Origin of the sequence: Mycobacterium sp. GA-1841 (assembly GCF_001954135.1) — a bacterium.
In the GTDB taxonomy this organism is placed as follows: domain Bacteria; phylum Actinomycetota; class Actinomycetes; order Mycobacteriales; family Mycobacteriaceae; genus Mycobacterium.
On sequence record NZ_MBEQ01000120.1, the window covers coordinates 98,865 to 122,645 of the forward strand.

General features: G+C 65.7%; 19 protein-coding genes and 1 pseudogene. 11 read left to right on the forward strand and 9 right to left on the reverse strand.

Annotation, left to right across the window (positions count from 1 at the left end; translation table 11 throughout):
* Positions 1-24 precede the first annotated feature (24 nt).
* Complete coding sequence (locus tag A5740_RS27295) at positions 25-468, forward strand: ATP-binding protein (RefSeq protein WP_076199420.1); 444 nt, start codon at positions 25-27, stop codon at positions 466-468.
* Here A5740_RS27295 and A5740_RS27300 read toward each other — a convergent pair.
* The 5 genes from A5740_RS27300 to A5740_RS27320 form a co-directional block, all read right to left on the reverse strand.
* Positions 441-884: a response regulator gene (locus A5740_RS27300; RefSeq protein ID WP_076199422.1), complete on the reverse strand. Its 444-nt coding sequence runs from the start codon at positions 882-884 to the stop codon at positions 441-443. The genes A5740_RS27295 and A5740_RS27300 overlap by 28 nt on opposite strands.
* Positions 881-2,458 (reverse strand): CHASE3 domain-containing protein, encoded by a 1,578-nt coding sequence (locus A5740_RS27305; RefSeq protein ID WP_076199424.1) that lies wholly within the window; start codon positions 2,456-2,458, stop codon positions 881-883. The genes A5740_RS27300 and A5740_RS27305 overlap by 4 nt, the downstream gene beginning before the upstream one ends.
* On the reverse strand, positions 2,455-3,675 hold the full coding sequence (locus A5740_RS27310) for a PP2C family protein-serine/threonine phosphatase (protein ID WP_076199426.1): 1,221 nt from the start codon (positions 3,673-3,675) through the stop codon (positions 2,455-2,457). Before A5740_RS27310 ends, A5740_RS27305 begins: the two co-directional genes overlap by 4 nt.
* 115 nt (positions 3,676-3,790) lie before the next feature.
* Positions 3,791-4,210: a hypothetical protein gene (locus tag A5740_RS27315; RefSeq protein ID WP_076199428.1), complete on the reverse strand. Its 420-nt coding sequence runs from the start codon at positions 4,208-4,210 to the stop codon at positions 3,791-3,793.
* Positions 4,211-4,265: 55 nt separating this feature from the next.
* A complete protein-coding gene (locus tag A5740_RS27320; RefSeq protein ID WP_076199486.1) occupies positions 4,266-5,234 on the reverse strand; it encodes a TerC family protein in 969 nt (322 codons plus the stop codon).
* 240 nt (positions 5,235-5,474) lie between these two features.
* Here A5740_RS27320 and A5740_RS27325 point away from each other — a divergent pair, with 240 nt between their 5' ends.
* The 6 genes and pseudogenes from A5740_RS27325 to A5740_RS27350 all read left to right on the forward strand — a co-directional run bounded on the left by A5740_RS27325 (position 5,475) and on the right by A5740_RS27350 (position 14,395).
* Complete coding sequence (locus tag A5740_RS27325; protein ID WP_076199430.1) at positions 5,475-9,422, forward strand: Pls/PosA family non-ribosomal peptide synthetase; 3,948 nt, start codon at positions 5,475-5,477, stop codon at positions 9,420-9,422.
* Positions 9,419-10,756 (forward strand): M1 family metallopeptidase, encoded by a 1,338-nt coding sequence (locus tag A5740_RS27330; RefSeq protein ID WP_076199432.1) that lies wholly within the window; start codon positions 9,419-9,421, stop codon positions 10,754-10,756. The genes A5740_RS27325 and A5740_RS27330 overlap by 4 nt, the downstream gene beginning before the upstream one ends.
* Positions 10,753-12,010: pseudogene (locus A5740_RS29430) on the forward strand (lipopolysaccharide biosynthesis protein). The gene A5740_RS27330 and the pseudogene A5740_RS29430 overlap by 4 nt, the downstream one beginning before the upstream one ends.
* 57 nt (positions 12,011-12,067) lie before the next feature.
* Positions 12,068-12,766: a glycosyltransferase family 2 protein gene (locus A5740_RS27340; RefSeq protein ID WP_076199434.1), complete on the forward strand. Its 699-nt coding sequence runs from the start codon at positions 12,068-12,070 to the stop codon at positions 12,764-12,766.
* A complete protein-coding gene (locus tag A5740_RS27345; RefSeq protein ID WP_076199436.1) occupies positions 12,763-13,113 on the forward strand; it encodes a DUF2304 domain-containing protein in 351 nt (116 codons plus the stop codon). The genes A5740_RS27340 and A5740_RS27345 overlap by 4 nt, the downstream gene beginning before the upstream one ends.
* Positions 13,106-14,395: a hypothetical protein gene (locus A5740_RS27350; RefSeq protein ID WP_254849353.1), complete on the forward strand. Its 1,290-nt coding sequence runs from the start codon at positions 13,106-13,108 to the stop codon at positions 14,393-14,395. Before A5740_RS27345 ends, A5740_RS27350 begins: the two co-directional genes overlap by 8 nt.
* Here the strand turns inward: A5740_RS27350 and A5740_RS27355 are convergent.
* Genes A5740_RS27355 through A5740_RS27365 form a run of 3 tightly spaced genes read right to left on the reverse strand, consistent with a single transcriptional unit; the run spans position 14,348 to position 17,738 of the window.
* Positions 14,348-14,974, reverse strand: coding sequence for a TetR/AcrR family transcriptional regulator (locus A5740_RS27355; RefSeq protein ID WP_076199490.1), 627 nt, complete (start codon positions 14,972-14,974; stop codon positions 14,348-14,350). The two genes, A5740_RS27350 and A5740_RS27355, sit on opposite strands and share 48 nt — an antisense overlap.
* 1 nt (position 14,975) lies before the next feature.
* A complete protein-coding gene (locus A5740_RS27360; RefSeq protein WP_076199438.1) occupies positions 14,976-16,757 on the reverse strand; it encodes an amidohydrolase family protein in 1,782 nt (593 codons plus the stop codon).
* Positions 16,758-16,796: 39 nt separating this feature from the next.
* Positions 16,797-17,738: a GDP-mannose 4,6-dehydratase gene (locus A5740_RS27365; protein ID WP_076199440.1), complete on the reverse strand. Its 942-nt coding sequence runs from the start codon at positions 17,736-17,738 to the stop codon at positions 16,797-16,799.
* A gap of 56 nt (positions 17,739-17,794) precedes the next feature.
* Between A5740_RS27365 and A5740_RS27370 the strand changes: the two genes are divergently transcribed.
* The 3 genes from A5740_RS27370 (at position 17,795) to A5740_RS27380 (ending at position 22,686) form a co-directional block, all read left to right on the forward strand.
* Positions 17,795-19,546: a hypothetical protein gene (locus A5740_RS27370; protein ID WP_076199442.1), complete on the forward strand. Its 1,752-nt coding sequence runs from the start codon at positions 17,795-17,797 to the stop codon at positions 19,544-19,546.
* Between the two features lie 58 nt (positions 19,547-19,604).
* The gene (locus A5740_RS27375; RefSeq protein ID WP_076199444.1) at positions 19,605-21,980 is read left to right on the forward strand and encodes an EspA/EspE family type VII secretion system effector; all 2,376 of its coding nucleotides are present in this window, start codon (positions 19,605-19,607) and stop codon (positions 21,978-21,980) included.
* Between the two features lie 130 nt (positions 21,981-22,110).
* A complete protein-coding gene (locus tag A5740_RS27380) occupies positions 22,111-22,686 on the forward strand; it encodes a hypothetical protein (protein WP_254849354.1) in 576 nt (191 codons plus the stop codon).
* Between the two features lie 298 nt (positions 22,687-22,984).
* Here the strand turns inward: A5740_RS27380 and A5740_RS28890 are convergent, their stop codons facing one another.
* Positions 22,985-23,125 (reverse strand): hypothetical protein, encoded by a 141-nt coding sequence (locus A5740_RS28890; protein ID WP_175616378.1) that lies wholly within the window; start codon positions 23,123-23,125, stop codon positions 22,985-22,987.
* On the opposite strand from A5740_RS28890, the gene A5740_RS28895 reads away from it, so the two are divergent.
* Positions 23,118-23,708 carry a hypothetical protein gene (locus A5740_RS28895; RefSeq protein ID WP_175616379.1) on the forward strand — a complete coding sequence of 197 codons (591 nt, stop codon included), beginning with the start codon at positions 23,118-23,120 and terminating at the stop codon, positions 23,706-23,708. The genes A5740_RS28890 and A5740_RS28895 overlap by 8 nt on opposite strands.
* Positions 23,709-23,781 lie beyond the last annotated feature (73 nt).

The window sequence follows — 23,781 nt, forward strand, 5'->3', positions numbered from 1 at the left end:
AAACGGGGTAGCCAGCAGGTCGATATGACAGACGCAGGCCAGTCAGCACAGTTCACGAAAAATGTCACCGCCGCACCGGAAACCGCGGCGCAGATACGCCGTGAGTTCTCCAGCTGGCTGAGCACGCATCTCGCGCTCGATCCGACGAAGGCCAGTGATGTCCTACTGGCCGTGAACGAGGCGCTGGCCAACGCCGCGGAGTTCGCCTACGTGAACGCACCGGCGCCCGGTGCGATGCGTGTACAGGCCGACTACGACGAGAACACCGAGGTGCTCACCGTCACCGTCGCCGACGAGGGGGTGTGGCGGATCGCCGAGACCGACCACAAGAACCCGGCGCGGGGCCGCGGCATCCCGCTGATGCGCGCGCTCACCGACCGGGCTGTGATCGACTCGAACCACACAGGCACCAAGGTGCGCCTGCAGTGGGACCACGTCGGTCAGAACTGCGGAAGCCGCACCACCTGAACGAAGAACTCGTCGATCTGGCGGACCGCGCTCATGAACTGGTCCAGGTCGACCGGCTTGGTGACGTAGGCGTTGGCGTGCAACTTGTAGCTGCGAAGGATGTCCTCCTCGGCCGATGACGTGGTCAGCACCACGATCGGAATGTGGCACAGGTCAGCGTCGGACTTGATCTTCTCCAACAGCTGACGGCCGTCGTACTTGGGCAGGTTCAGATCCAACAGGATCAGATCCGGCCGCGGCGCAGCTTCGAACGCCCCCCGCCGATACAGGAAGTCAAGTCCTTCCTCACCATCGCGTGCCACGTGGAGGTTGTTCTTGATCTTGTTGTGTTCGAAGGCCTCCCGGGTGATCAGTTCGTCACCCGGGTCGTCCTCGACCAACAAGATGTCGATGGCGCGGCTTTCAGATGAGGTCATTCAGGGCTTCCTTCCAGCTGGGCTTCCAGCACAGGGGTGGGCACCGTCGTCGGGGTGACGGGCAGGGTGAACATGAACCGGGTACCGCCGGTGTAGGACGTGTCGATCCAGATCGATCCGCCATGGTGCTCAACTATCTTCTTACACAGTGCCAGGCCGATGCCGGTTCCGGTGAAGGCATCACGGCCGTGCAACCGCTGAAAAATCACGAAAACCTTGTCCACGAACTCCTCGGCGATGCCGATCCCGTTGTCGGACAAACTGAATACCCATTGATCGGCGAATTCACCGGTACCTTCTCGGCATTCGATGACGATCCGGGGCGCCACACCGTCGCGGCGGAACTTCACCGCGTTGCCGATGAGGTTCTGCCACAGCATCGCCATCAGCGTGGGATCGCCGTCGATCTCCGGCAGCGGCTCGCTGGGCCGCTCGATCTGAGCACCGGACTCGTCGATGCCGGTGGTCAGGTTGTTCAGCGCGGTGTCGAGGGCATCGTTGAGATCCACCTCGGTATGTGTGGCGTTGAGCCGGCCGACCCGCGAGAACGTGAGCAGATCGTTGATCAGGACCTGCATGCGCTTGGCCCCGTCGACGGCGAATCCGATGTACTCGGTGCCCCGCTCGTCGAGTTTGTCGCCATAGCGCTTCTCCAGCAGCTGGCAGAACGAAGCGACCTTGCGCAACGGCTCCTGCAGATCGTGCGATGCCACGTAGGCGAACTGCTCCAGTTCGGCGTTGGAACGGCGCAACTCGTCGGCCTGCTGATCCAGAGCCGCCTGCGCCGATCGTGAGGCTTCGAGTTCCTCGACGACCCGCTGCCGCATGTCCTCGACATCGGTGGCGATGGCGCGAATATCCTTGGGGCCCTTCGCCGCGATGCGTTCAGAGAAGTGTCCCTCGGTGATCCTGCGGCAGGAGGCGGCCAGCGTGGCCAGTGGCCCGGTGACCGCGCTGTGCACCAGGATGGTCATCAGGATCGCCACGGCGAAGAACGCGACGATCATGGCGATCACCACCTTGTCACGCCATTGGCGGACATGGCTCATCTCGTCGACACTGGCCTGCCTGGTATCGCCAAGGTTGGCGTTCTGGATGTCGAACAACCCTCGTAGCCGGTCGAATTCCGCCTTCCCGCGATCTGCTGTCTTGGCGTCGACGACGGTGGGGCTGCCCACCTTGACACTGGCGATCAGCGGCTCGGCGTAAGCGGACCGCCATGCCGCAGCGGCCTTCTCGATCACGTCCAGATCGTTCAGCAGTTGATCGTGGCCGGACAGGTACCCCCGAATCTCAGCGGCGGCCTCCGCCTCGGCCCGCTGGCCCTCGCCGTAGGGGTCGAGGAATCGGGGGTCGGCAGCGATCGCGTATCCGCGTACGGCCGTCTCCTGGTCCCGCAGCGCCGCCTGCAACTGATAGGCCGCGACCCGGGCGGGCTGGATGTTGTCGATCAGTTCGCGGGACACCGCATCGGTGCGGCTCACCAGGTTGATACCGGCGATCGCGCCGGCCAGCACGATCACACACATCCCGAACACCAGCAAGTTCTGCCAGCCTTGCACAGTCAATTTCATCGCAGCGCGCGTTCCACTCTGATCATCGCGATGTCGTCACTGAGACCGCCATACGGTTGGGCACGGGATTCGACTTCGGCGATCAGCGCACCGACGAACTCGCGACCGGGCCGGGACGCCTGCGATCTCGCCAGCTCAAGCAGGCCTTGCTCACCGAGGCGGCGACCGCCCGGCCCCGCGTGACCCTCGAACAATCCGTCGGTGAGCAACACCAGGCCGTGTCCTTTCGGCAGTTCCAATCGGTCGACCGGCCATTCGCTGGCACCCAGCCCCAGCGCAGAGCCGGCAGTGGGCTCGACCCAGTCCACTGTGCCCGGTCCGTGCACCAGCAGGCCGGGGTGCCCGGCGCGGACCACGTCATACTGCCCGGTCTCGGGATCCAGTGCCACGCTGAGCAGCGTGGCGAAGATTCCGGGTCCGGGTCGTTCGCTGGTCAGAATGCGGTCGAGTTGCCTCATCCGCGCGTTACCCCGTAGCCCGGCGAAAGTCAATGCGCGCCAACCGATGCGCAATGCCACACCCAGCGCGGCCTCGTCGGGGCCATGGCCGGCCACATCGCCCATCATCACGTGGACCGTGCGGTCGGACGTCTGCACGATGTCGTAGAAATCCCCACCCAACAGGGCGTCTCGTCGGCTCGGCAGGGATTGGGCGACGACCTCGACGCCCGGATCGTCCATGAGCAACGCCGACGGCAGCAGGCCGCGCTCAAGTCGGGCGTTCTCCCGCTCACGCAGCTGGCTGGCATGCAGATCCACCGCGGTGAGCTCAGCGCGTTTGCGCTCGATCGAATACACCACGGCACGGCGCAGCATCTCCGGATCGACCCGGCCCTTGACGAGGTAGTCCTGGGCGCCCGAGGCGACCGCCGAGATGCCGAAGTGCTCGTCGTTCAAACCGGTGAGCACGATGATCGGAACCGTGGGATCGAGCCGGCCCAACCGGTGCAGGGCGTCAATGCCCTCGGCGTCAGGCAGATTCAGGTCGAGCAGCACACAATCGGGGCGGGCGGAGACGATCGCCTGCTCGGCAGATGCCATGGATTGCACCCACACCAGGTCGATGTCGGCGATGTCGGCAACATCGGCGATCTGTTCTTCGACCAACAGTGCGTCGCCGCGGTCGTCCTCGACCAACAACAACGACAATCGGCGCCCGCCTGCTCGCGGGCCGAAACCGGCGAGGGTCGCAGATGGGTACGGCTGTTCCGCGCGCATGGGATCACGTCCTTACTCACTGAGGCCACCCCGGTCGCGCTGACCTCTGCTTTAGTGACGACGTGATCGAGAATACCTATGCGGTGGCGTCAATTCTCAAGCCGGCCACCCATAATCACGAGGCTCTGGCCGCAGAACGCAAGCGCAGGCGCCGCAGTACGTCGCTGCCGAGGACCCGCGGATCCGGATCCGGGCCGGTCGGAATCAGCGTGACGCCGTCGGCCACGCCGGCCGCTTCGATGTCGGCGATCAAGCCGGTCAGCCCGTCAATCGTCCCCACATAGCGCACACCGAGCACTGCCCCGGCCTCTGAGCCCGCCACCGTCAGACTGCATCGGGCCGAGCGGTAATCCGCGGCCACCGCGACGGACACGTCCAAGATCACCGAGACGGCGTCGTCCTCGGACTTGAGGCCGGATCGGATCCGGCGCGCCTGGGCCAGATCGGGCGCCGAAATCCGCGCCGTCGGCGCCCCACCGTCTGTCAGCTCGGTCCAGGATTCGGCGTCCGCCACAAATATCCGCACACCGGACACGTTATGTGCAAATACCGCACCTGCCCAGAGTTACGTTCAGCCCGAATCCAACGAACTACCGGACGTCGCGCACCCGGGTCTTGTAGAGGCTCGCCGCGGTGGTGATGGCCAACGTCACGACGATCACGCCCAGGCTCGCGAGCGTCGGGATCTCCGGCACGTGCACCGGCTCGCCGCCGTTGATGAACGGCAACTCGTTCTCGTGCAGTGCGTGCAGCACGAGTTTGACGCCGATGAAGGCCAGGATGAACGCCAATCCCTGCGACAGGTACACCAGGCGCTTGAGCAGGTCACCGAGCAGGAAGTAGAGCTGCCGCAGACCCATGAGCGCGAACACGTTGGCGGTGAACACCAGGTAGGGCTCCTGGGTCAGCCCGTAGATCGCCGGGATGGAGTCCAGCGCGAACAGCAGGTCGGTGGTGCCCAACGCCACGATGACCAGGAACATCGGCGTCATCAGCCGTTTCCCATTCTCGTGGATCCACAACTTCAGGCCGTCCCACTGGTCGGTGGTGCGCAGGTGCTTGCGGGCGAAACGCACCACGCCGTTGTCGCCGTCGTCGTCATGGTCGGTGTCGCGGACCAGGTTGATCGCGGTGTACACCAGGAACGCGCCGAAGATGTAGAACACCCACGAGAACTGGTTGATCGCGACCGCGCCCAGCGCGATGAAGATGCCGCGGAAGATCAGCGCCAGGATGATGCCGACCAGCAGGGCCTGCTGCTGGTAGATCCGCGGCACTTTGAAGCTGGCCATGATGATCAGGAAGATGAACAGGTTGTCGACCGACAGGCTGTACTCGGTGAGCCAGCCGGCGAAGAACTCGAGCCCGAACTGGTGGCCATGGAACACCCACACCCAGATGCCGAACGCCACCGCCATGCCGATGTAGATCGACAGATAGGTGGCGGTTTCGCGAGTGGTGGGTTCGTGGGGGCGTCGCCCGATCACCACGACGTCGAACAGCAGAACGGCGATCGTCACGGCGAGGGTGATGATCCATTCCAGCTGTGTTACCTGCATCGAGAATCCTCCGGTCGTCAAAGCGCCGGAGGTCTCTTCCACCGGCTATAGCCACCGGTCTGCGACACCGATCGATCAATTGACGACCGACGTGATGACGACATCGCAGCGAAGGAATACTCCCCTCCGCCGACCAGTCTGCCTGACGTCACCCACTAACCGAAATCGAACGGGCCCGCCGCACCGACCCGCGCCCCGGGTAACGGGCCGAGCAGCCGGCGGCTTAGTAGGTTTGTACGCGTGACAGCAGCCGCCGGTGAACACGAGATTCCGCCGCAGTACGCGCTATCCCCACTGGCCCCCGCGCCCCGCACCCTCATCGACATCCTGCACGAGACCGCCGCCCGTTTTCCCGACGCGCCGGCTCTCGATGACGGCGCTGTCCAGCTCACCTACTCCGAGCTGATCGCCGACATCACCGACAGCGTGGCCTGGCTGGCCGCTCGCGGAATCGGCCGGGGCGACCGGATCGGGATCCGGATGCCCTCGGGCAGTTATGCGCTCTACGTGGCCATCCTGTCGGTGCTGGCCTGCGGCGCCGCCTACGTTCCGGTGGACGCCGACGATCCCGACGAGCGCGCCGAGCTGGTGTTCGGCGAGGCCAACGTGGTCGGGGTGATCACCGAAGCCGGCCTGACCCGCGGGCCGGGCTCCTCACGCGGGTGGCGGGCCGCCGCCCCGCTGGGCCGCGACGACGCCTGGATCATCTTCACGTCGGGATCGACGGGCACCCCGAAAGGTGTCGCCGTCACCCACCGCAGCGCGGCCGCATTCGTCGATGCGGAAGCCCAGATGTTTTTGCAGGACAGCCCGATCGGACCCGGGGACCGGGTGCTGGCCGGCCTGTCGGTGGCGTTCGACGCATCGTGCGAGGAGATGTGGCTGGCCTGGCGGCACGGTGCCTGTCTGGTGCCCGCCCCGCGATCGCTGGTTCGCAGCGGGATGGATCTGGGACCGTGGCTGGTCAGCCGGGACATCACCGTGGTGTCGACGGTGCCGACGCTGGCGGCGCTGTGGCCCGCCGAAGCGCTGGAGGCCGTGCGGCTGTTGATCTTCGGTGGCGAGGCCTGCCCGCCCGAACTGGCGGCCCGGCTGGCTTCCGGGGAAGACAGCGTCGGTCGCGAGGTGTGGAACACCTACGGCCCCACCGAGGCAACCGTCGTCGCCTGCGCCGCGAAACTGGACGGGCAGGGTCCCGTCAGCATCGGGCTGCCCCTGGCGGGGTGGGACCTGGCCGTGGTGGACGCCGACGGTCTGCCGGTCGGGTTCGGTGAGGTCGGTGAACTGGTGATCGGCGGGGTGGGCCTGGCCCGTTACCTCGATCCCGACAAGGACGCCGAGAAGTACGCCCCCATGCCTTCTTTGAGCCAACATGGGTCATGGACCCGCGCCTACCGCAGCGGCGATCTGGTGCGTCTGGAAGCCGACGGGCTCTACTTCCAAGGCCGCGCCGACGACCAGGTGAAGGTCGGCGGGCGTCGCATCGAGCTGGGTGAGGTGGACACCGCCCTGGTCAACCTGCCCGGGGTGAGTGGCGGCGCGGCCGCGGTCCGAAAGACCGCGAGCGGCACCCCGCTGCTGGTCGGCTACATCGCGAGTACGGATCCAGACTTCGATCTGGCGGCGGCCCGAGCTGCACTGTCGGAGTCACTGCCCGCCGCCCTGGTGCCCCGGCTCGTCCTGCTCGACGACCTGCCCACCCGCACGTCGGGCAAGGTCGACCGCAACGCGTTGCCATGGCCGCCGCCGGGCGACAACCAACCCGATGCCACCGAACTCACCGGCACCATGGGCTGGCTGGCCGGGTTGTGGCGCGACGTGCTCGGCACTCCGGTCGACGGGCCGGAGGCCGATTTCATCGCCCTCGGCGGCGGTTCACTGGCCGCCGCGCAACTGGTGGCCGCGCTACGCCGGCGCTATCCGCTGGTGACCGTCGCCGACCTCTACGACCACCCCCGGCTGGGCTCGCTGGCCGGCTATCTCGACGAGCTCAAACCCCCACCGCAGATCACCACCCGCCAGGTCCAACCGACGCCGGTGCTGACCCAGGCCGCGCAAGTCGCATTGTCACTGCCGCTGGCCACCCTCACCGGCATGCAGTGGGTGGTCTGGCTGGCGCTGCTCAACAACGTGGCGGCCATGACGGGCGTGGTGTCCTGGGCGCATCCGCTGAGCTGGTGGTGGGTGCTGGCCGGGTTCGGACTGTTCGTCACGCCGCTGGGCCGGATGGGCATTGCGGTGCTGTTCGCCCGGATACTGCTGGGCGGCCTGCAACCCGGCACATACCGGCGCGGTGGCGCCGTTCACCTTCGGGTGTGGATCGCCGAACGGCTGGCCGCGGCCAGCGGCGCCGAAAACCTGGCCGGCGCACCGTGGATGGTCTACTACGCCCGCGCCCTGGGCAACAGCGTGGGCAAGGGCGTCGACATGCACTCCGCGCCGCCGGTGACCGGCATGCTCAAAATCGGTCACCGCGCCTCGGTCGAACCCGAGGTGGACCTGTCCGGGCACTGGATCGACGGCGACATGTTCCACGTCGGGCCGGTATCGATCGGCAACGATGCCACGATCGGTGCCCGCACCACGCTGCTTCCCGGAGCGAGCGTCGGCAAGAACGCCGATGTCGCGCCCGGCTCGGCAGTGGTGGGCAAGGTCAAGAACGGCCAGTTCTGGAAGGGTTCGCCGGCCGTGAAGTCCGGCAAGGCCCGCCACCCGTGGCCGGACCACCGGCCGCCTCGCGCGCCGCTGTGGGTCGGGGTGTACGGAGTGTCCTCGATGTTGTTGGCCGGGCTGCCGCTGACCGCGCTGGCCGCGGGTCTCGCGGTGATCGGCTGGGGCATCCACGACACCGGCTCCCCGGGCGAGGCCGTGATACCGGCGCTGGCCTGGACGCCGGCCGCAGCGCTGGTCGCACTGCTGACCTACGCCGTCCTCACGGTGATCGGGGTACGGGTTTTGTCGGTCAAGCTCTCCGAGGGGTATCACCCGGTGCGCAGCCGGGTGGGCTGGCAGTTGTGGATGACCGAACGGCTGATGGACGCGGCCCGCAACTACCTGTTCCCGATCTACGCCAGCCTGCTCACCCCGTGGTGGCTGCGGCTGCTCGGCGCGAAAGTCGGTCGGGACACCGAGATCTCGACGGCGCTGTTCACCCCGAAGTTCACCGAGGTACACGACGGCGCGTTTCTGGCCGACGACACCATGGTGGCCTCCTACGAGTTGGGTGGTGGTTGGATCCACGTCGCCAAGGCCACCATCGGCAAGCGGGCCTTCCTCGGCAACTCGGGCATCACCCAGCCCGGTCGCAAGGTGCCCGACGACGGCCTGGTGGCGGTGCTCTCGGCCACCCCACACAAGGCCAAGGCCGGCTCGTCCTGGTTGGGCAGTCCGCCGGTTCGATTGCGCCGCAACGCCACTGCCGCCGATGCACTGCGCACCTTCGATCCGTCGCTGCGGCTGAAGGTCATGCGCTCGGCGGTGGAGACCTGCCGGCTGGTCCCGGTGATCATCACCTTCGCGATCGGCGTCGCCGTGCTGGGCGCGCTGCAGACGGTGACGATGCGGTTCGGCTTCCTGTGGGCCGCGCTGACCGGTGGCGTGGTGCTGTTGGCTGCCGGTGCCGTGGCAGGCATCATCGCCGTGATCGCAAAATGGTTGGTGGTCGGCCGAATTCGCGCGGTCGAGCAGCCCCTGTGGTCGTCGTTCGTGTGGCGCAACGAGGTCTCGGACACGTTCGTCGAAACTGTCGCCGCACCCTGGTTCGCCCGGGCGGCCAGCGGAACCCCGGTGATGAACGTGTGGCTGCGCGGCCTGGGCGCCTCGATCGGGCGCGGGGTGTGGTGTGAAACCTACTGGCTGCCCGAAGCCGATCTGGTGACCCTCGAGGCCGCCGCCACCGTCAACCGCGGCTGCGTGGTGCAGACCCACCTGTTCCACGACCGCATCATGCGACTGGACAGCGTGGTGCTCGAAGAGGGTGCGACGCTGGGACCCCACTGCGTCGCGCTGCCCGCCGCCCGGCTGGGCGCGGGATCCACCGTCGGGCCGGGCTCGCTGGTCATGCGCGGGGACGAGGTGCCGCCGTCCACCCGTTGGCAGGGCAACCCGATCGCCCCGTGGAACATGTTCGGCAAGAAGCGCACCGCCAAACCAGCCGACACCAAGCGGACGGAAAACCCTGCCGCGTGACCCGATCGAAGAAAGCTGCCAAGAAGGTGACGTCCGCCCCCGTGATCGACCCGTACCTGCCGGGCAACGGCAATTTCGGGTACCGGGTTTCCCGCTACGAGCTCGAGCTCGAGTACAAGGTGGCGATCAACCGACTGGCCGGTTCGGCCACCATCACGGCGGTCACCCTGGCCGCGCTGCGCACCTTCACCCTGGATCTGTCCGACGCGCTGTCAGTGTCCCGGGTTTCGGTGAACGGTCGCCGGCCCGCGCAGTACCGGACCACGGACGGCAAGTTGTCGATCACACTGGGATCGGCACTGCCGGCCGGGGCCGCGATGACCGTCGCCGTCCGCTACAACGGAAACCCGCGCCCCATCGAAACCTATTGGGGCGAGGTTGGTTTCGAGGAGCTGTCCGAGGGCGCCCTGGTGGCCGGCCAACCCAACGGGGCCGCCTCCTGGTTCCCCTGCGACGACCATCCCAGCTCGAAGGCCAGCTACCGCATCCAGATCAGCACCGACACGCCGTACTACGCGCTGGCCAATGGCGAGTTGATCTCCCGCAAGGCCCGCGCCGGACACACGGTCTGGACCTACGAGCAGCCCGAACCGACATCGAGTTATCTGATGACGCTGCAGATCGGCATGTACGAGAACCAGCGGCTGACCAAATCTCCGGTGCCGATGCATGCGGTGCTGCCCGCCCGGTTGCGCCGCAACTTCGAGCACGACTTCGAGCGTCAGCCGCAGATGATGAAACTGTTCGTCAAACTGTTCGGGCCATATCCGGTGGCCAGTGGTTACACCGTCGTGGTGACCGACGACGATCTGGAGATTCCCCTGGAGGCTCAGGGCATCTCGATCTTCGGTGCCAATCATTGCGACGGCCATCGCGGCGCCGAGCGGTTGATTGCCCACGAGCTGGCCCACCAGTGGTTCGGCAATTCGGTGACCGCTCGGCGCTGGCGGGACATCTGGCTGCATGAAGGGTTCGCCTGCTACGCGGAGTGGCTGTGGTCCGAACACAGCGGGGGCCGCAGCGCGGCGCAATGGGCCGAGCACTATCACTCACGTCTGCAGGACCAACCGCAGGATCTGCTGCTGTCCGATCCCGGGCCCGAGGACATGTTCGACGACCGCGTGTACAAGCGTGGCGCGCTGACCCTGCACGTGCTGCGTACCCGAATCGGTGACGCGAATTTCTTTGCGTTGCTACAGGATTGGACGGCCCGCTACCGGCACAACACGGCATTCACCGACGATTTCACCGGGCTGGCCGCCGGCTACACCGACGAGCCGTTGCAGCCACTGTGGCAGGCCTGGCTGTACTCCAAAGAGTTGCCGGACCTGTGACCGACGGCGGCAGCACCCCCGCTACAGGGCCGATCACGCGCAGCAGCGTCGCCCGCGTCGGGCTGGCCACCGCCATCAGCGCAGTGTGCGGTTACGCCGTGCTGTACCTGGCCGCACGAGACCTGGAGCCGGCCGGCTTCTCGATCTTCAGCGTGTTCTGGGGTGCGTTCGGCCTCGTGACCGGCGCCGCCAACGGCCTGTTGCAGGAGGCCACCCGTGAGGTGCGCGGGGCCCGTCACCGGGATCTCAGCGCCGGCCCGACAACCCACCCGATGCGGATCGCGGCCTCCGTCGGCATCGTCGCGGCAGTGGTGATCGCGGCCAGCTCCCTGCTGTGGAGTTCACACGTGTTCGCCGAGTCCCGGGCCTTGAGCGTGGTGCTGCTCAGCGTCGGGCTGGCCGGGTTCTGCCTGCACGCCACGTTGCTCGGCATGCTCGCCGGGGTGAACCGGTGGACCGAATACGGGGCCCTGATGGTCACTGACGCCGGCATCCGGGTGGCCGTCGCGGCGGCCACCTTCGTGCTGGGCTGGGGGTTGGCCGGTTTCCTGTGGGCCACCGTGGCGGGGGCGGTCGCCTGGCTCATCATGCTGATCGCCGCGCCGGCCGCGCGGCTGGCCGCCGTCAGTGACCATCAGGGCCCCGTATTCGGTCCACCGGTTCACCCCGGCGAGCATGCCGAGCAACGTGGCGTGCAGGCAGAACCCGGCCAGCCCGACGCTGAGCAGCACCACGCTCAAGGCCACTTCGGGTGAACTCGGCGCCACGGGGGGTGTGGTGATCCTGGCCGTGACGCTGACCCGGGCCCCGCTGCTGGTGCCGCTGACGGCCATGCAGGGCAACCTCATCGCGCACTTCGTGGACCAGCGCCACAAGCGGCTGCGCGCACTGGTGGCACCCGCTGCCGTGGTGGCCGCGCTCGGGGCCATCGGGGTGGTGGCGGCCGGGCTGCTCGGCCCGTGGCTGCTGCGCGTGGGGTTCGGTGACGATTACCAGGCCGGCGGCGCCCTGTTGGCCTGGTTGACCGGTGCCGCCGTGGCCATCGCGATGCTCACCCTGACCGGCGCCGCCACCGTCGCGGCCGCTCTGCACCGGGCCTATGCGACGGGTTGGATCATCGCCACCGTGGCCGCGGTGGCGCTGCTACTGCTTCCGGTGGGGCTCGAAGAACGGACCATCATCGCGCTGCTGTGCGGACCGCTGGTGGGAATCGTGGTCCACCTGGGCGCGCTGGCGCGGAGGGCTGCTGGGTGATCGCGGAGCGGCTTCGGCCGCGATATTGGACCGCAGTGTAGTTTGGTGCCCATCGACATGCGCTTTCACGACGTTTGGGTCATCATCCCCGCCTTCAACGAGGCGAGCATCATCGGCGACGTCATCACCGACGTGCGCTCGGTTTTCCCTAACGTGATCTGCGTCGACGACGGCAGCCGCGACGACACAGCCCAGCTGGCACTGCAGTCCGGCGCACACGTCGTGCCGCATCCGGTGAACCTCGGTCAAGGCGCCGCCATCCAGACCGGGGTCGAATACGCGCGGAGCCGCCCCCGGGCCCGGGTGTTCGCCACCTTCGACGCCGACGGCCAACACCAGGTCAAAGACGTCGTGCGGATGATCGACCGGCTCGACGCCGAGGGCGCCAACCTCGTGGTCGGCACCCGCTTCGCCGACCCGGACGCCCACGCCGTGACGCACACGCCGCCGTTGAAGCGGATCATCTTGCGCACCGCGGCCTTCCTGAGCCCACGAAGCCGCGCGCTCGGGCTCACCGATGCGCACAACGGCCTGCGGGTGTTCGACAAGGTGGTCGCCGACGACCTCGACCTCACCATGAACGGGATGAGCCACGCCGGCGAGTTCATCGCGGTGGCATACGAGAAACGTTGGCGCGTGGTCGAGGAGCCCGTCGAGATCCTCTACACCGACTACTCGAAGTCGAAGGGTCAGCCCTTGCTCAACGGCGTGAACATCGTCTTCGACGGGCTGCTGCGCAGGAGGCTGTCCCGATGAACTGGATTCAGGCCCTGTTGATCGTCGCGGTGCTGGTGTTGTTGGCCTACCTGTTGGGGTCACGGCGCAGCGCCCGGTCCAAGGCGTGGGTGAAGGTCGGTTTCGTGTTGTTCGTCGCGACGGGCATCTACGCGATCCTGCGGCCCGACGACACCACCGTGGTGGCCAATTGGCTTGGGGTGGACCGTGGTACGGACCTGATGGAGTACATGCTCATCATCGCGTTCGTGTTCGTCACGATCTCGACCTACTTGCGCATCAAGGATCTCGAGCTGCGCTATGCCCGGCTGGCCCGGGCGGTGGCACTGCAGAACGTGCAGGTGCCGGCCGCCTCAGAAGATGAATGACGAGCCATCCGGCACTACTGACGACCCAGCGTCGCTGAACGCGCTGCTGGCCGTTGCGGCCGCACGCCAGAACGCAGGCGATCTGCGCGGAGCACTGCGCAACGCCATCGAGGTTCACGAAGCCCGCCGCACCACCCTGGGCAACGATCATCCGGACACGCTCGCTGTGGCGTGGCTCGTGGCCAGTTGGCGATACGACCTCGGCGAAGCCGGGGCCGTTGAAGCCATCCGTGACCTGCTCCCGACAATGAGCCGCGTCCTCGGTGCCGAGCACCGCGATACCTTGTGGGCGCGGCACACCCTGGCCGCAATCGACGACAGCGCAACAGATCCGGCCGATCGCCTGCTGCGATGGGTTCACCTGTGCGGCGCCGACACTCGTGCCTTCGGCGCACGCCACCCGCTGACGCTGGCCGCAGCATACGGGGCGGCGTTGGCCCGTCGCGATCTCGGCGATCCGTACGGTGCGAGTATGGAGGCGTTGGCAGTGCACCAGCACCGAGTCCGCCTCCTCGGTGAGCACCATCCCGAAACGTTGGCGTCGCGACTGGCGCAAGTGACCTGGCACGGTGAGGCGGTGGGGGTTACCGCGAAGACCCTCACCGATCTCGACGACCTGATCCCCGTGCTGGAGAAAGCGCTCGGTCACGACGACCCCACCACGTTGACGGCCCGGTATACCCGAGCTCTGTGGACCCCGGAATCAGCTGACAACACGATGGAGCGCATTTCGGAATGGGAGGTTCTCACAGAGGATCTCGCCCGCGGACGAGGCGATGCAGATCCATTGACCCTATCGGCTCTGGACAAGCGGGCCGCAGCACGCATGGAGTGGCAAGACCTGTTGGAGGCGACCCGCGATATCGCCTACAGCCTGGAGTTCCAAGAGCAGAGCGCCGACCCACACTGCCCCGACGCCGAAGCCGAGAGCAGGGCGGCTGATGCCGCAGACGAGGAAGAGTCCGAGCAAGCGCATTCCTTCGAATGCGTTCTGACGGCGAAAAGGGCGTTGTCTCAGTGCGCCCGGGCCGCAGGTAACGATGCACACCAGACGTTGCTGTGGCGCTACTACCTCGCCTGGCGCCTGTGGGCCGGACACGAATTCGGTTCGGCCGGTCAGCGGGCCCGACGCCTGGTCAGGGACAGCACGATCATCGTCGGCGAAGACCATCCATTGACCGAGGCAGCGCGGATCTTGTTGTCCTTCAGCGACACCCAGGCATGGACGGGACTCTCACCGTTCTGGGACGGTAGCGACGCCGCTGAACTGACCGGAAGTTAGCGACTGAGCAAACTCCGCCAACATCGCGATCCGGGCGTCCTCGAGTTCCGGCGTCGGCAGCACACGGCGCACCATGGCGGCACCGTCGAACGTGTTGAGCACGATGGTCAGCAGGACGGCGAAAACATCCTCGGGGATCTGGTCCATGCCGGGTCCATGCTTGGCGCTTTCGTAGATGGTGTGGATGTACTCGGTGAGCACCGCCTGCAGCGGGCCCCGCAGCTTTTCGTCGGTGCGCGCCGCCATCAGCAGTTCGTGCCATACGGTATTGGTTTCACTGCCCGCGATGTCGCGCAGGATCGCCAGCGCCGCCGGCAGCGCCGGCTGATCGGCAGAGATATCCGCACTCAGCTTGCTGCCCAACTCCACCTGCCGGCGCGCGACCTCCCGCGCGGTGGCCGCCATGAAGTCGCTCATCGTCGGGAAATGCCGGAACAGCGCGCCGTCGGAAACCTTGGCCCGCTTGGCGATCACCGCCGCCGAGGCCTTGGCGTAGCCGACCTCGATGATGGTGTCGATGGCGGCGTCGATCAGGCGCGCCACGGTCTCCTTACGGCGCTGCTGCTGGGTTCTGGCCATCTCAGACCGGCGCGTGATCCAGGTGCTCGGCACCAGCCCGCAGGTAACGTCCCGACTTCACCGACTCACCGTAACCGTCGCGGAACTCACCGTTGCGGAACACCACCGCGCCGTTGACGGCGGTGGCGACGACGGCGTCGTCGTTGCGGTTCACCATGCGGCTCAGGCCGCCGTAGAACGGGACGGTTTCCTCGTGATAGGCGTCCACATCGGCATTGAGGCCGGCCGGATCGACGACCACGAAATCGGCGCGATCCCCCTGGCGCAGCGTGCCTGCCGGAACCCCGAACCAGTCGGCCACCTCGGCGGTCAGCCGATGCACGGCGTGCTCGGTGGTCAGGAACGGACGACCGGCCAATTGCGCGTCACGAACCCGCTTGAGCAACCGCAGCGGGTAGTTGTAGAACGCCATGTTCCGCAGGTGCGCACCGGCATCCGAGAAACCCATGTGCACCGACGGGTCCTTGGCCAGCTTGTCCAGGTACCGCGGCCGGTCGTTGGCCACGATCGTCGTCCATCGCACGTTGCGTTCGCCGTTGTCGACCAACACGTCGAGGAACGCGTCGAGCGGGTGGATGCCCCGCTCATCGGCGATCCGCCCGAAGCTCTTGCCGATCAACGTTTTATCCGGGCATTCGACGATGGTGGCGTCGTGGAAGTCACGGTGCCACAGGGTCGGGCCGAGCTTGCGCCGGTCGAAGGATCTGCGGAACCGGCGGCGGTACTCCGGGTCGGCGAGCAGTTTGTTGCGCTCAAGCTGATCTTTGAGATGCAGCGCGGCCGTGCCGGCCCCGAACTCCTCGAAGACCGGCAGATCGATTCCGTCCGAATACAATTCAAACGGCACCGGCAGGTGCTGGAACCGCACCTTGGCGCCGAGGATCCGGTTGAGTAACCGGGTGCCCGGCCCGAGGACGTGCACCGCGCCTGGCGAGGACTTGGCGTCGGCCGAGACCAGCAGGCTCATCTTGACCCCGCGACGGCGGCCGAACAGGCCACTGCTCTCCAGGAAGAAGTTCAGGGCCTCTTGGGCTTTCGCCACATTCGGTGCGCTCTGCAACATCCGGCCGCGCTTGCGCAGCACCCTGATCAGACGGCGGCGCTCCCGCCAGGTGGCGAACGTCGATGGAAGCGCACGGGACCGGAACCGGTCACCGTCGAGCTTGTCGATCGCGGCGTCCATTCCCGACATGCCGAGCATGCCGGCTTCCAGCGCCTCGTCGAGCTTGGCCGCCATGGTTTCCAATTCGGCATCAGTGGGGACGACACCGCGGGTGGTGGCCCGGTCCAGACCGAGGACCGAGGCTCGTAGATCCGAATGCCCCAGCAACGACGCGATATTCGGGCCCAGCGGCAGCTCGTCGATGGCTTTCACATACTCCGCCGGGTTCGCCCAGTTGCGGTGCTGTTGCAGTGCGCCGAGCACGAACTCGCGCGGAACCGCCTCGACACGGCTGAACAGATCCGCAGCATCTTCGGTGTCGGCGTACACCGTCGAGAGGGAGCACATGCCCAACAGCACCGTCGTCACGCCGTGCCGCACCGATTCGCGTAGGCCCGGGTCGAGCAACACTTCGGCGTCGTAATGGGTGTGCACGTCGATGAAACCGGGCAGCACCCACTTGCCGCCGGCGTCGATGACGTCGGGACACCCGGTCTCATCGAGCGGGGTGGCCGACACCGCGGCCACCACCCCGTCGCGAATTCCCAGCGTGCGGACCTGGGGGCGGGCACCGGTGCCGTCGAACCACAGGCCGTTGCGAACAATGACGTCGTAAGACATGACGCCACGCTAGATCAGAAAGCGAGTACTCACAATCTTTTAGCGAGAATTGGTCTGAAAGAACTCCACCGTCTTCGGGATGCCCTCGGCCAGATCCACCTGCGGCCGCCAGCCCAGCACGTCGCGGGCCCGGGTCACGTCGAGACACGACCGGCGCAGGTCACCGAGCCGCGGCGGGTTCATCTCCGGTTCGTCGGGCACGCCGACCGCCAGGGCGATCGCGGTGTGCATCTCCCGGGTCGAGGTCTCCACCCCGGTGCCGACGTTGAACCGCTGACCGCCTCCGTCGGCGCCGGACGCCTTGACGAACGCGTCCACCACATCGTCGACGTACACGTAGTCCCGGGTATCGGTGCCGTCACCGAAAATTTTCGTCGGCCGCCCGGCCAGCAGGGCTTGAGCAAAAATTGCCACCACGCCCGCCTCGCCGTGCGGATCCTGTCGGGGGCCGTACACGTTGGCCGGGGCGATGTGCGAGCAATCGAGGTTGTAGAGATTGCGGAACATGTTGAAGTACACCTCGCCGGCGACCTTGCTCGCCGCATACGGCGAGGACGGATTCGTCGGCGCGTCCTCGCCCGTCGGATACGACGGCGGCGTGCCGTACACCGAGCCACCCGAGGACGTGTGCACCACCTTGCGCACCCCGGCCTGCCGGGCTGCCTCGGCCAACCGCACCACCCCGACCACGTTCACCGTCGAGTCCAGCTGCGGATCATCCACCGAACGCTTCACCGAGATCTGGGCGGCCAGGTGAAAGATCACCTCGGGCTGGGCGTCCTTGACCAGGCTCAGCAGGTCGGCGTCGACGATGTCGGCCTTGACGAACTCGAAGCCTTTGTTGTTCTCGGCGCTGCTGAGGTTCTCTGCTCGCCCCGAGCTCAGGTCATCGAGGCCGACAACGCTGTGCCCGTCCGCCAGCAGCCGATCGACCAGCGTCGATCCGATGAAGCCTGCCGCGCCTGTCACCAGTGTTCGCACGGGGTCACCATACCGACGGCGACTAGAGCTCCGCTGTGTCCGTACAGTCGGCAAGAGTGAACAAGGTCGCCCGTGCTGCCGCTGCGCTGATCGCGCTGCATCTGGCGGTTCGGGCCGTGGTGGCTTTCGGCGGCTACTTCTACTGGGACGATCTGATCCTGATCGGCCGGGCCGGAACCCAGAACCTGCTGTCCCCGTCCTACTTGTTCGACGATCACGACGGCCATGTCATGCCCGCGGCGTTCCTGATATCCGGCGCGGTCACCCGGGTGGCACCGTTCTCCTGGGTGCTGGCCGCGGTGAGCCTGGTGGTGATGCAGCTGCTGGCGTCACTGGCGTTGCTGCGGGCGCTGTGGGTGATCCTGGGCTGGCGGCCCGTGCTGCTGATCCCGCTGACCTTTGCCCTGTTCACTCCGCTGGCGGTGCCCGGGTTCGCCTGGTGGGCGGCGGCCCTGAACTCCTTGCCGATGCTGGCCGCGTTGGCGTGGGTCTGTGGTGAGGCCGTGCTGTTGGTCCGCACCGGTGCGCGGCGGCACGCGGTTCTTGGTGCAGTCGTGTTTCTCGGCGGGCTGTTGTTCTTCGAGAAGGCCGCGGTGATCCCGTTCGTGGCGTTCGCGGTGGTGGCGTTGCTCGGGTATGTGACGGGGACGTTCTCGGTGGTCGAGGTGTGGCGTCGCGGGGTGCAGTTGTGGGTCTCGTGCCTGGCGCTGTTGGTGGCCTGGGTCGGGGTGTATCTCGTCGTCGTCGATCAGAAGCGGTGGAGCTTCGACGTGGCGATGACGTGGGATCTGTTGAGCCGCTCCTTTACTCACGGCATCGTGCCGGGGCTCGTCGGCGGGCCGTGGTCCTGGCAGCGCTGGGCACCAGCCTCCCCCTGGGCCACGCCGCCGGTGTCGGTGATGGTGTTGGGCTGGGTGTTCTTGGCGATTGCCGTCGCGGTGGTGTTGGTGCGTAAGACCCGTATCTGGCCGGTGTTGGTGGTGGCCTTGGGATATGCCGTCGCCTGCCAGATCCCGATCTATCTGATGCGCTCCTCCCGGTTCACCGCGTTGGAGTTGGCGCAGACGTTGCGTTACCTGCCGGACCTGGTGGTGGTGCTGGCGCTGTTGGCGGCGGTGGGGTTCTGCGCGCCCAACCGGAGTTCTTTGTTCTCCGCGTCTCGGGGCCGGACCCTGGTGCTGGTGTCGGTCGCCGTGCTTTTCGTGGCCAGCAGCCTGTATTCGACGTGGACGTTCTCCAAGGTGTGGCGAGACAGTCCCGTGCCTTCGTACCTGAACAACGCCCGAGCTTCTCTGGCGTCGACCTCACCGGCGGCGCCCTTGCTCGACCAAGAAGTCGATCCGTTGATCCTGCAACGCGTGGCCTATCCCGAGAATCTGGCCAGCCACATGTTCGCCCTGGCCGCACCCCGTCCTGAGTTCGCCTCGGCGACAACCGATCTGCGGATGTTCGACCGCACTGGGACCTTGGTCGACGCCAAGGTGACGTGGGTGCGCACGATCGTCGAAGGCCCGGCACCGCGCTGCGGTTTCCTGGTCCAACCGGACGAGCCGGTGGTCATGCCACTGGACGGGCCACTGCTGCCGGCGGATTGGACCGCCGAGATCAACTACCTGGCCAACAGCGACGGCTCCCTGACCATGGCCTTGGCCGAGGGCCCCGACGTGAAAGTGCCGGTGCGGCCCGGGCTGAACCGGGTGTTCGTGCGGCTGCCGGGTGCCGGGCAGTCGATCTCTGTGGGAGCCAACACCGCCGCGCTGTCGGTGTGCATCTCCCCCGGGCCGGTGGGATTCCTGGCACCGAGGTAGGCCACGTGCTGAGATACTGAGGGTTAACTGCCGGGGATCATGCCGAGGGGGACGCTGCGTGAGCGCGCTTGATGGCTTCTATTCGACATGGAACAAGGCGCGGGAAACCTTCGGCGTCGGTACGCCCGTCGATGGCAGTCAGTACGACGGCAGCAGTTCGAAGCTGATGCAGATGAAGTCCACCATCGAGTCGGCCGCGCCGGATGACCGCTGGCAGGGCTCCGGGTCGCAGGCGTATGCCGCGGCCAATAAGGAACATGCCGGTGTGTACGAAAAACTTGCTGACCTCGACAAAAGGATCTCCAACGAAGTTACCAATGCATCCGAGGTGGTCGCCAACGGACGCAACAAACTTGACAGCACAAAGAGCTGGGTCGATAGCGCGGTCAATTCACTGCCCAGTTCGCTCAACGCCCAGGCTCGTGAGACAAGCCTGATCCCGATTGCCAACGAGGGAATCAGCCGAGTCAACACCATAGTTAGCACCGCCAACACTGATATGAACACCATCGCGGGGCGCATCACTGGTCTCAAGGGTGAGTGGGACGCACTGAGAGGCAACCAGAAGTTCGGACCAGGTAGTGAAAAGGCCGACCAAAATGGCGACGGCAAAGCCGATGGCGACGAGAAGAAGCCTAACGGAAAAGAAGACGGTCAAGCATTAGCAGACCAAGCGAAACTTGGATCGGCACTTAGGGATCCCGAAGTTATGGACCGGGTGGCGAAAAATCTTCCACCAAGTCCGCTGCTTGAGGAGGAGCTTCAGGCACTGGCCGAGGGCAAGGAAGTCAGCAGCGTTCCAAAGGAAACGCTCGACTACTATCGCGACTTCTTCAAGGCGGCAGGCAAGGACGGCTTGTTGATGTTGGATCGCCATCTCGAATCGCAGGAAGCGTCGGGCAATCAAGAAGCAGGCGCTCAGCGGGACAGGCTGGCCAACGGCCTGACAGTAACCAGCAACGAGAATATTGTGGACCGCAATCCGGACGGCTCGGTTGCGTCCCGTGGGGGATACGACCAGTTGCCCCCAGATCTGCGGGAAATGCTCGAGACGCGGCGCAGCGATCCAACTTATCCGGGCTGGGATACTTTGGGCCCGACAGACGCGAAGAACCATCATGTTGCCGACGTAGTGCAGTTCAGTGAGCTCATGGGCGAATCCAACCCTGGATATCAGCCGGGATCACGACTAGGCACCGAGATGTATCTGAAATCCGCTGACATGGTCGAATTCTCCTTGGGCGGCTGGGGAATGACCGATACTCCGCCCGAGTCTTACGAGCGCGCCGCGAGCTCACTCGCTGAAGTTGCCGGGCGCAATGACGAAGCCTCATACCGAATCTGGTCGGGAACCGGCGAAGGATTGCCCGATGGGTACAACCGCGAAGAAACGGTCCGAACGCTCATCGGCCACGATTGGTCACAAAGTGGCGGTGAAGGTAGTGGAGCTGCAACGCTGCTCGATTGGATGACCGAGGATTCACACCGTCCGATTGGTGACCCCATGGGCGACCGAGCACGATTGGCAATGACCGAGATCCCGGACATGCTGGCTCCAGGGCCCGACGATCCGGTGTATTCGACCATGCGAGATGCATTCGCGCGCAATGACGCTATCTCGACAGAGATGAGCCAGCTCCTCGCTGCGAATACAGACTCTCTGGCCGGCGCAGGCAGTCAGCAAGGTTTCGCGCAGACGAAACTGGACGCACTCGGGCACCCTGTGTTCGGCGCCGCTGATGGCAACCGACTGCTCGAGCTCGGAAGTTATTCCGAAGAAGGCAGAGTCACCCTTGCCGGCGCTGCAGAGACGGCGCGCATCAACGAACTCGAAGCAGCATTTCGCAGCAACCCGCAAGGTACTCTCGACGCCCAGCTCGCAAACAGCCCGGGAGGCCACTTGTCCGGTCGTATCGACCAAGCCATGCTCGGAGCAATCAATCATCAGAATGACGTTCTTCAGTCCGATCTCGAAGCACATGATGCGATATACCGAGCGAAACTGCTAGGGGCCGAGGTCGTCGGAATTGCCACCGGCGAACTCGCAGGCAGGATTCCGAATGCCGATGTCGCAACCGGTATGACAGGGATCGATCCCCGTGAGGCCGTCGAAAACGTAATCAAAGGGTGGATTGACAAGCCCGAATATCAGGCAATCGAGGTGCCCGAGAGGGCTGACCTTGAAGCATCATCGACTCGGCAAGCGCAACAGGCGATCATCGAGGCGGCCCACCGAGCCGGAGGGCTCCCGGCCGTTCTGAACCCCAACGGCCATCCCATTGATGTCGCAGGACTGGCTGTCGGGAGCCAGGAGTGGACCGAGCTACAGAATTACTTGATTGACCACGGTTTGACCCAGTACGTCACGGATTATGGGCAGAGCTACTCGAATGCTGTTGCACCGGTGGCCGACAAATCGGAGGCCGATGAATAGAATCCCGGCGTGGCCGCGCACGATCTTGAAGCGGGCAAGAGCTGCCATTTCGGCCAGCCTACTCGTACTACTCGCAGGGGCATGCAACATTAACCAGGGTGGGCCGCCCGAGCCCGCCCCGTCGGCACCAGTGGCATTCCCTTACCCGCCGTTCGAGATTCGAACTGATGTTGCGGTGCCGCTTCAGCCACCGCTCCTGGACGCTGCCAGGTTCGCTTTACAGGTGACGGTTGACAGTCGACTAAGTAACGACCCTGACGAAGGCGACCTCTACCAGCGATATCGCAGCCAGATCGCGCCCGAGATTGACAACCCAGGGATTCGGATCCCCGACATCTACGTCGGCCAGACGGGTGGTGCGCTACAACGCGCGGTGGCCGCCCGCGAGCTGCCTGACGGCGCCATCGAGGTCTCGATCTGCTTGTACGACACGCCGGGTCTGTACGCCATGAAGAAAGACGGCGAATTGGTCAAACCTCCCGGCGGCAGTGATGGGCTGTGGCGTCCGAAGGTGAAATGGACCGCGCAGAAGGCGGCAGTCGGGCCTGCTCCAACGGGGCCCCGCTGGCTATTGATGAACTCGGGAGTCCTGCTCGACATCACGGAGCAAGAGATGAGCGCAGTGTGCGGGCCTTTCAGGCCTGATCCGTTCATTCAAAGACCACCTGAACCAACCGCTGCGACACCGCCGGCGACGCCGCGCTGAAGCCGCGAGAGCCCTTCAGGAACATGAACGATAGCGCGCCCGACAGCAAGCTGCTCGGTAAGCTCAGATGGCTCTCCAAGGGAAATCGGTGCCGCGGACTGGAGCATCTATCATCGTCAACTGACGGTGAATCTCGCTCCGTGGCCACCTGTCAACGACCTGAGTTGGGTCATGTTGGACATTCCGTGGGGGTGCACCGTTATGACCTGGGTGATAGTCGGACTTAGTGCACCTGCTAGGCACTAATTCGGGTCGGTAGGCTCGGCGGATGGTGTGGGTTCGGCGGGTGCGCACGGCCTCAGGCGCCACTGCGGTCCAGAACGCCGAATCCGTAAACGGCCGACGCCGCATCGTTCGCCATATCGGTTCGGCCCGCGATGACGCTGAGCTCGGCCTGCTCGTCGAGCAGGCCCGCCGGCTGCTGGCCGATGATGCCCAACGCGAACTGGACCTGGCATCACCCCCAAAGCCGTCAAAGCCGAAATGGTGCCGCCCCGGAAACACTGTTCGGCGCTACTGGGGACAGGTCGCAGCGGCTGGTTGCCCGTACACGAGTTCTTAAGTCCTGCAGCGGGTTATTGTATGACGCCCTGGCCGGGATATATTCCGACCTCGGTTTCGACGACGCGGTCGACGATGAGGTCTTTCGAGATCTCGTGATCGCCCGAGTGGTGGAACCGACCAACCTGCTCGATATCGATCGGGTCCTGGCCGAGCTGGGTCGCACCTCGGCGTCACTGTCGACCCAAAAGCGTGTACTGCGTCGTGCCTGCTCAGGTGGCTACCGCGACCAGATCGCCACCGCCTGTTTCGCCCACGCCCGCGCCGCCGGGGATGTCAGCCTGGTGCTCTACGACGTCACCACCCTGTATTTCGAGGCCGACAAAGAAGACGCAGTGCGCAAAGTCGGCTACTCCAAAGAACGCCGGGTGGACCCACAGATCGTGGTCGGCCTGCTCGTCGACCGGTGCGGATTCCCCTTAGAAATAGGCTGTTTCGAAGGCAACAAGGCGAAACCCTGAGCAGTCCTTCCGGATGTCGAAATCCGACCTCGCCGCCAGCCCCTGGCAAAGTACGGCGCAGGAATGTCAGGAA

What these genes read in the sequence shown, in the direction of transcription:
- A5740_RS27295 (WP_076199420.1), top strand. Translation starts at nt 25, where the DNA reads ATGACAGACGCAGGCCAGTCAGCACAGTTCACGAAAAATGTCACCGCC.
- A5740_RS27300 (WP_076199422.1), bottom strand. Translation starts at nt 884, where the DNA reads ATGACCTCATCTGAAAGCCGCGCCATCGACATCTTGTTGGTCGAGGAC.
- A5740_RS27305 (WP_076199424.1), bottom strand. Translation starts at nt 2,458, where the DNA reads ATGAAATTGACTGTGCAAGGCTGGCAGAACTTGCTGGTGTTCGGGATG.
- A5740_RS27310 (WP_076199426.1), bottom strand. Translation starts at nt 3,675, where the DNA reads ATGCGCGCGGAACAGCCGTACCCATCTGCGACCCTCGCCGGTTTCGGC.
- A5740_RS27320 (WP_076199486.1), bottom strand. Translation starts at nt 5,234, where the DNA reads ATGCAGGTAACACAGCTGGAATGGATCATCACCCTCGCCGTGACGATC.
- A5740_RS27340 (WP_076199434.1), top strand. Translation starts at nt 12,068, where the DNA reads ATGCGCTTTCACGACGTTTGGGTCATCATCCCCGCCTTCAACGAGGCG.
- A5740_RS27345 (WP_076199436.1), top strand. Translation starts at nt 12,763, where the DNA reads ATGAACTGGATTCAGGCCCTGTTGATCGTCGCGGTGCTGGTGTTGTTG.
- A5740_RS27350 (WP_254849353.1), top strand. Translation starts at nt 13,106, where the DNA reads ATGAATGACGAGCCATCCGGCACTACTGACGACCCAGCGTCGCTGAAC.
- A5740_RS27355 (WP_076199490.1), bottom strand. Translation starts at nt 14,974, where the DNA reads ATGGCCAGAACCCAGCAGCAGCGCCGTAAGGAGACCGTGGCGCGCCTG.
- A5740_RS27360 (WP_076199438.1), bottom strand. Translation starts at nt 16,757, where the DNA reads ATGTCTTACGACGTCATTGTTCGCAACGGCCTGTGGTTCGACGGCACC.
- A5740_RS28895 (WP_175616379.1), top strand. Translation starts at nt 23,118, where the DNA reads ATGCCCAACGCGAACTGGACCTGGCATCACCCCCAAAGCCGTCAAAGC.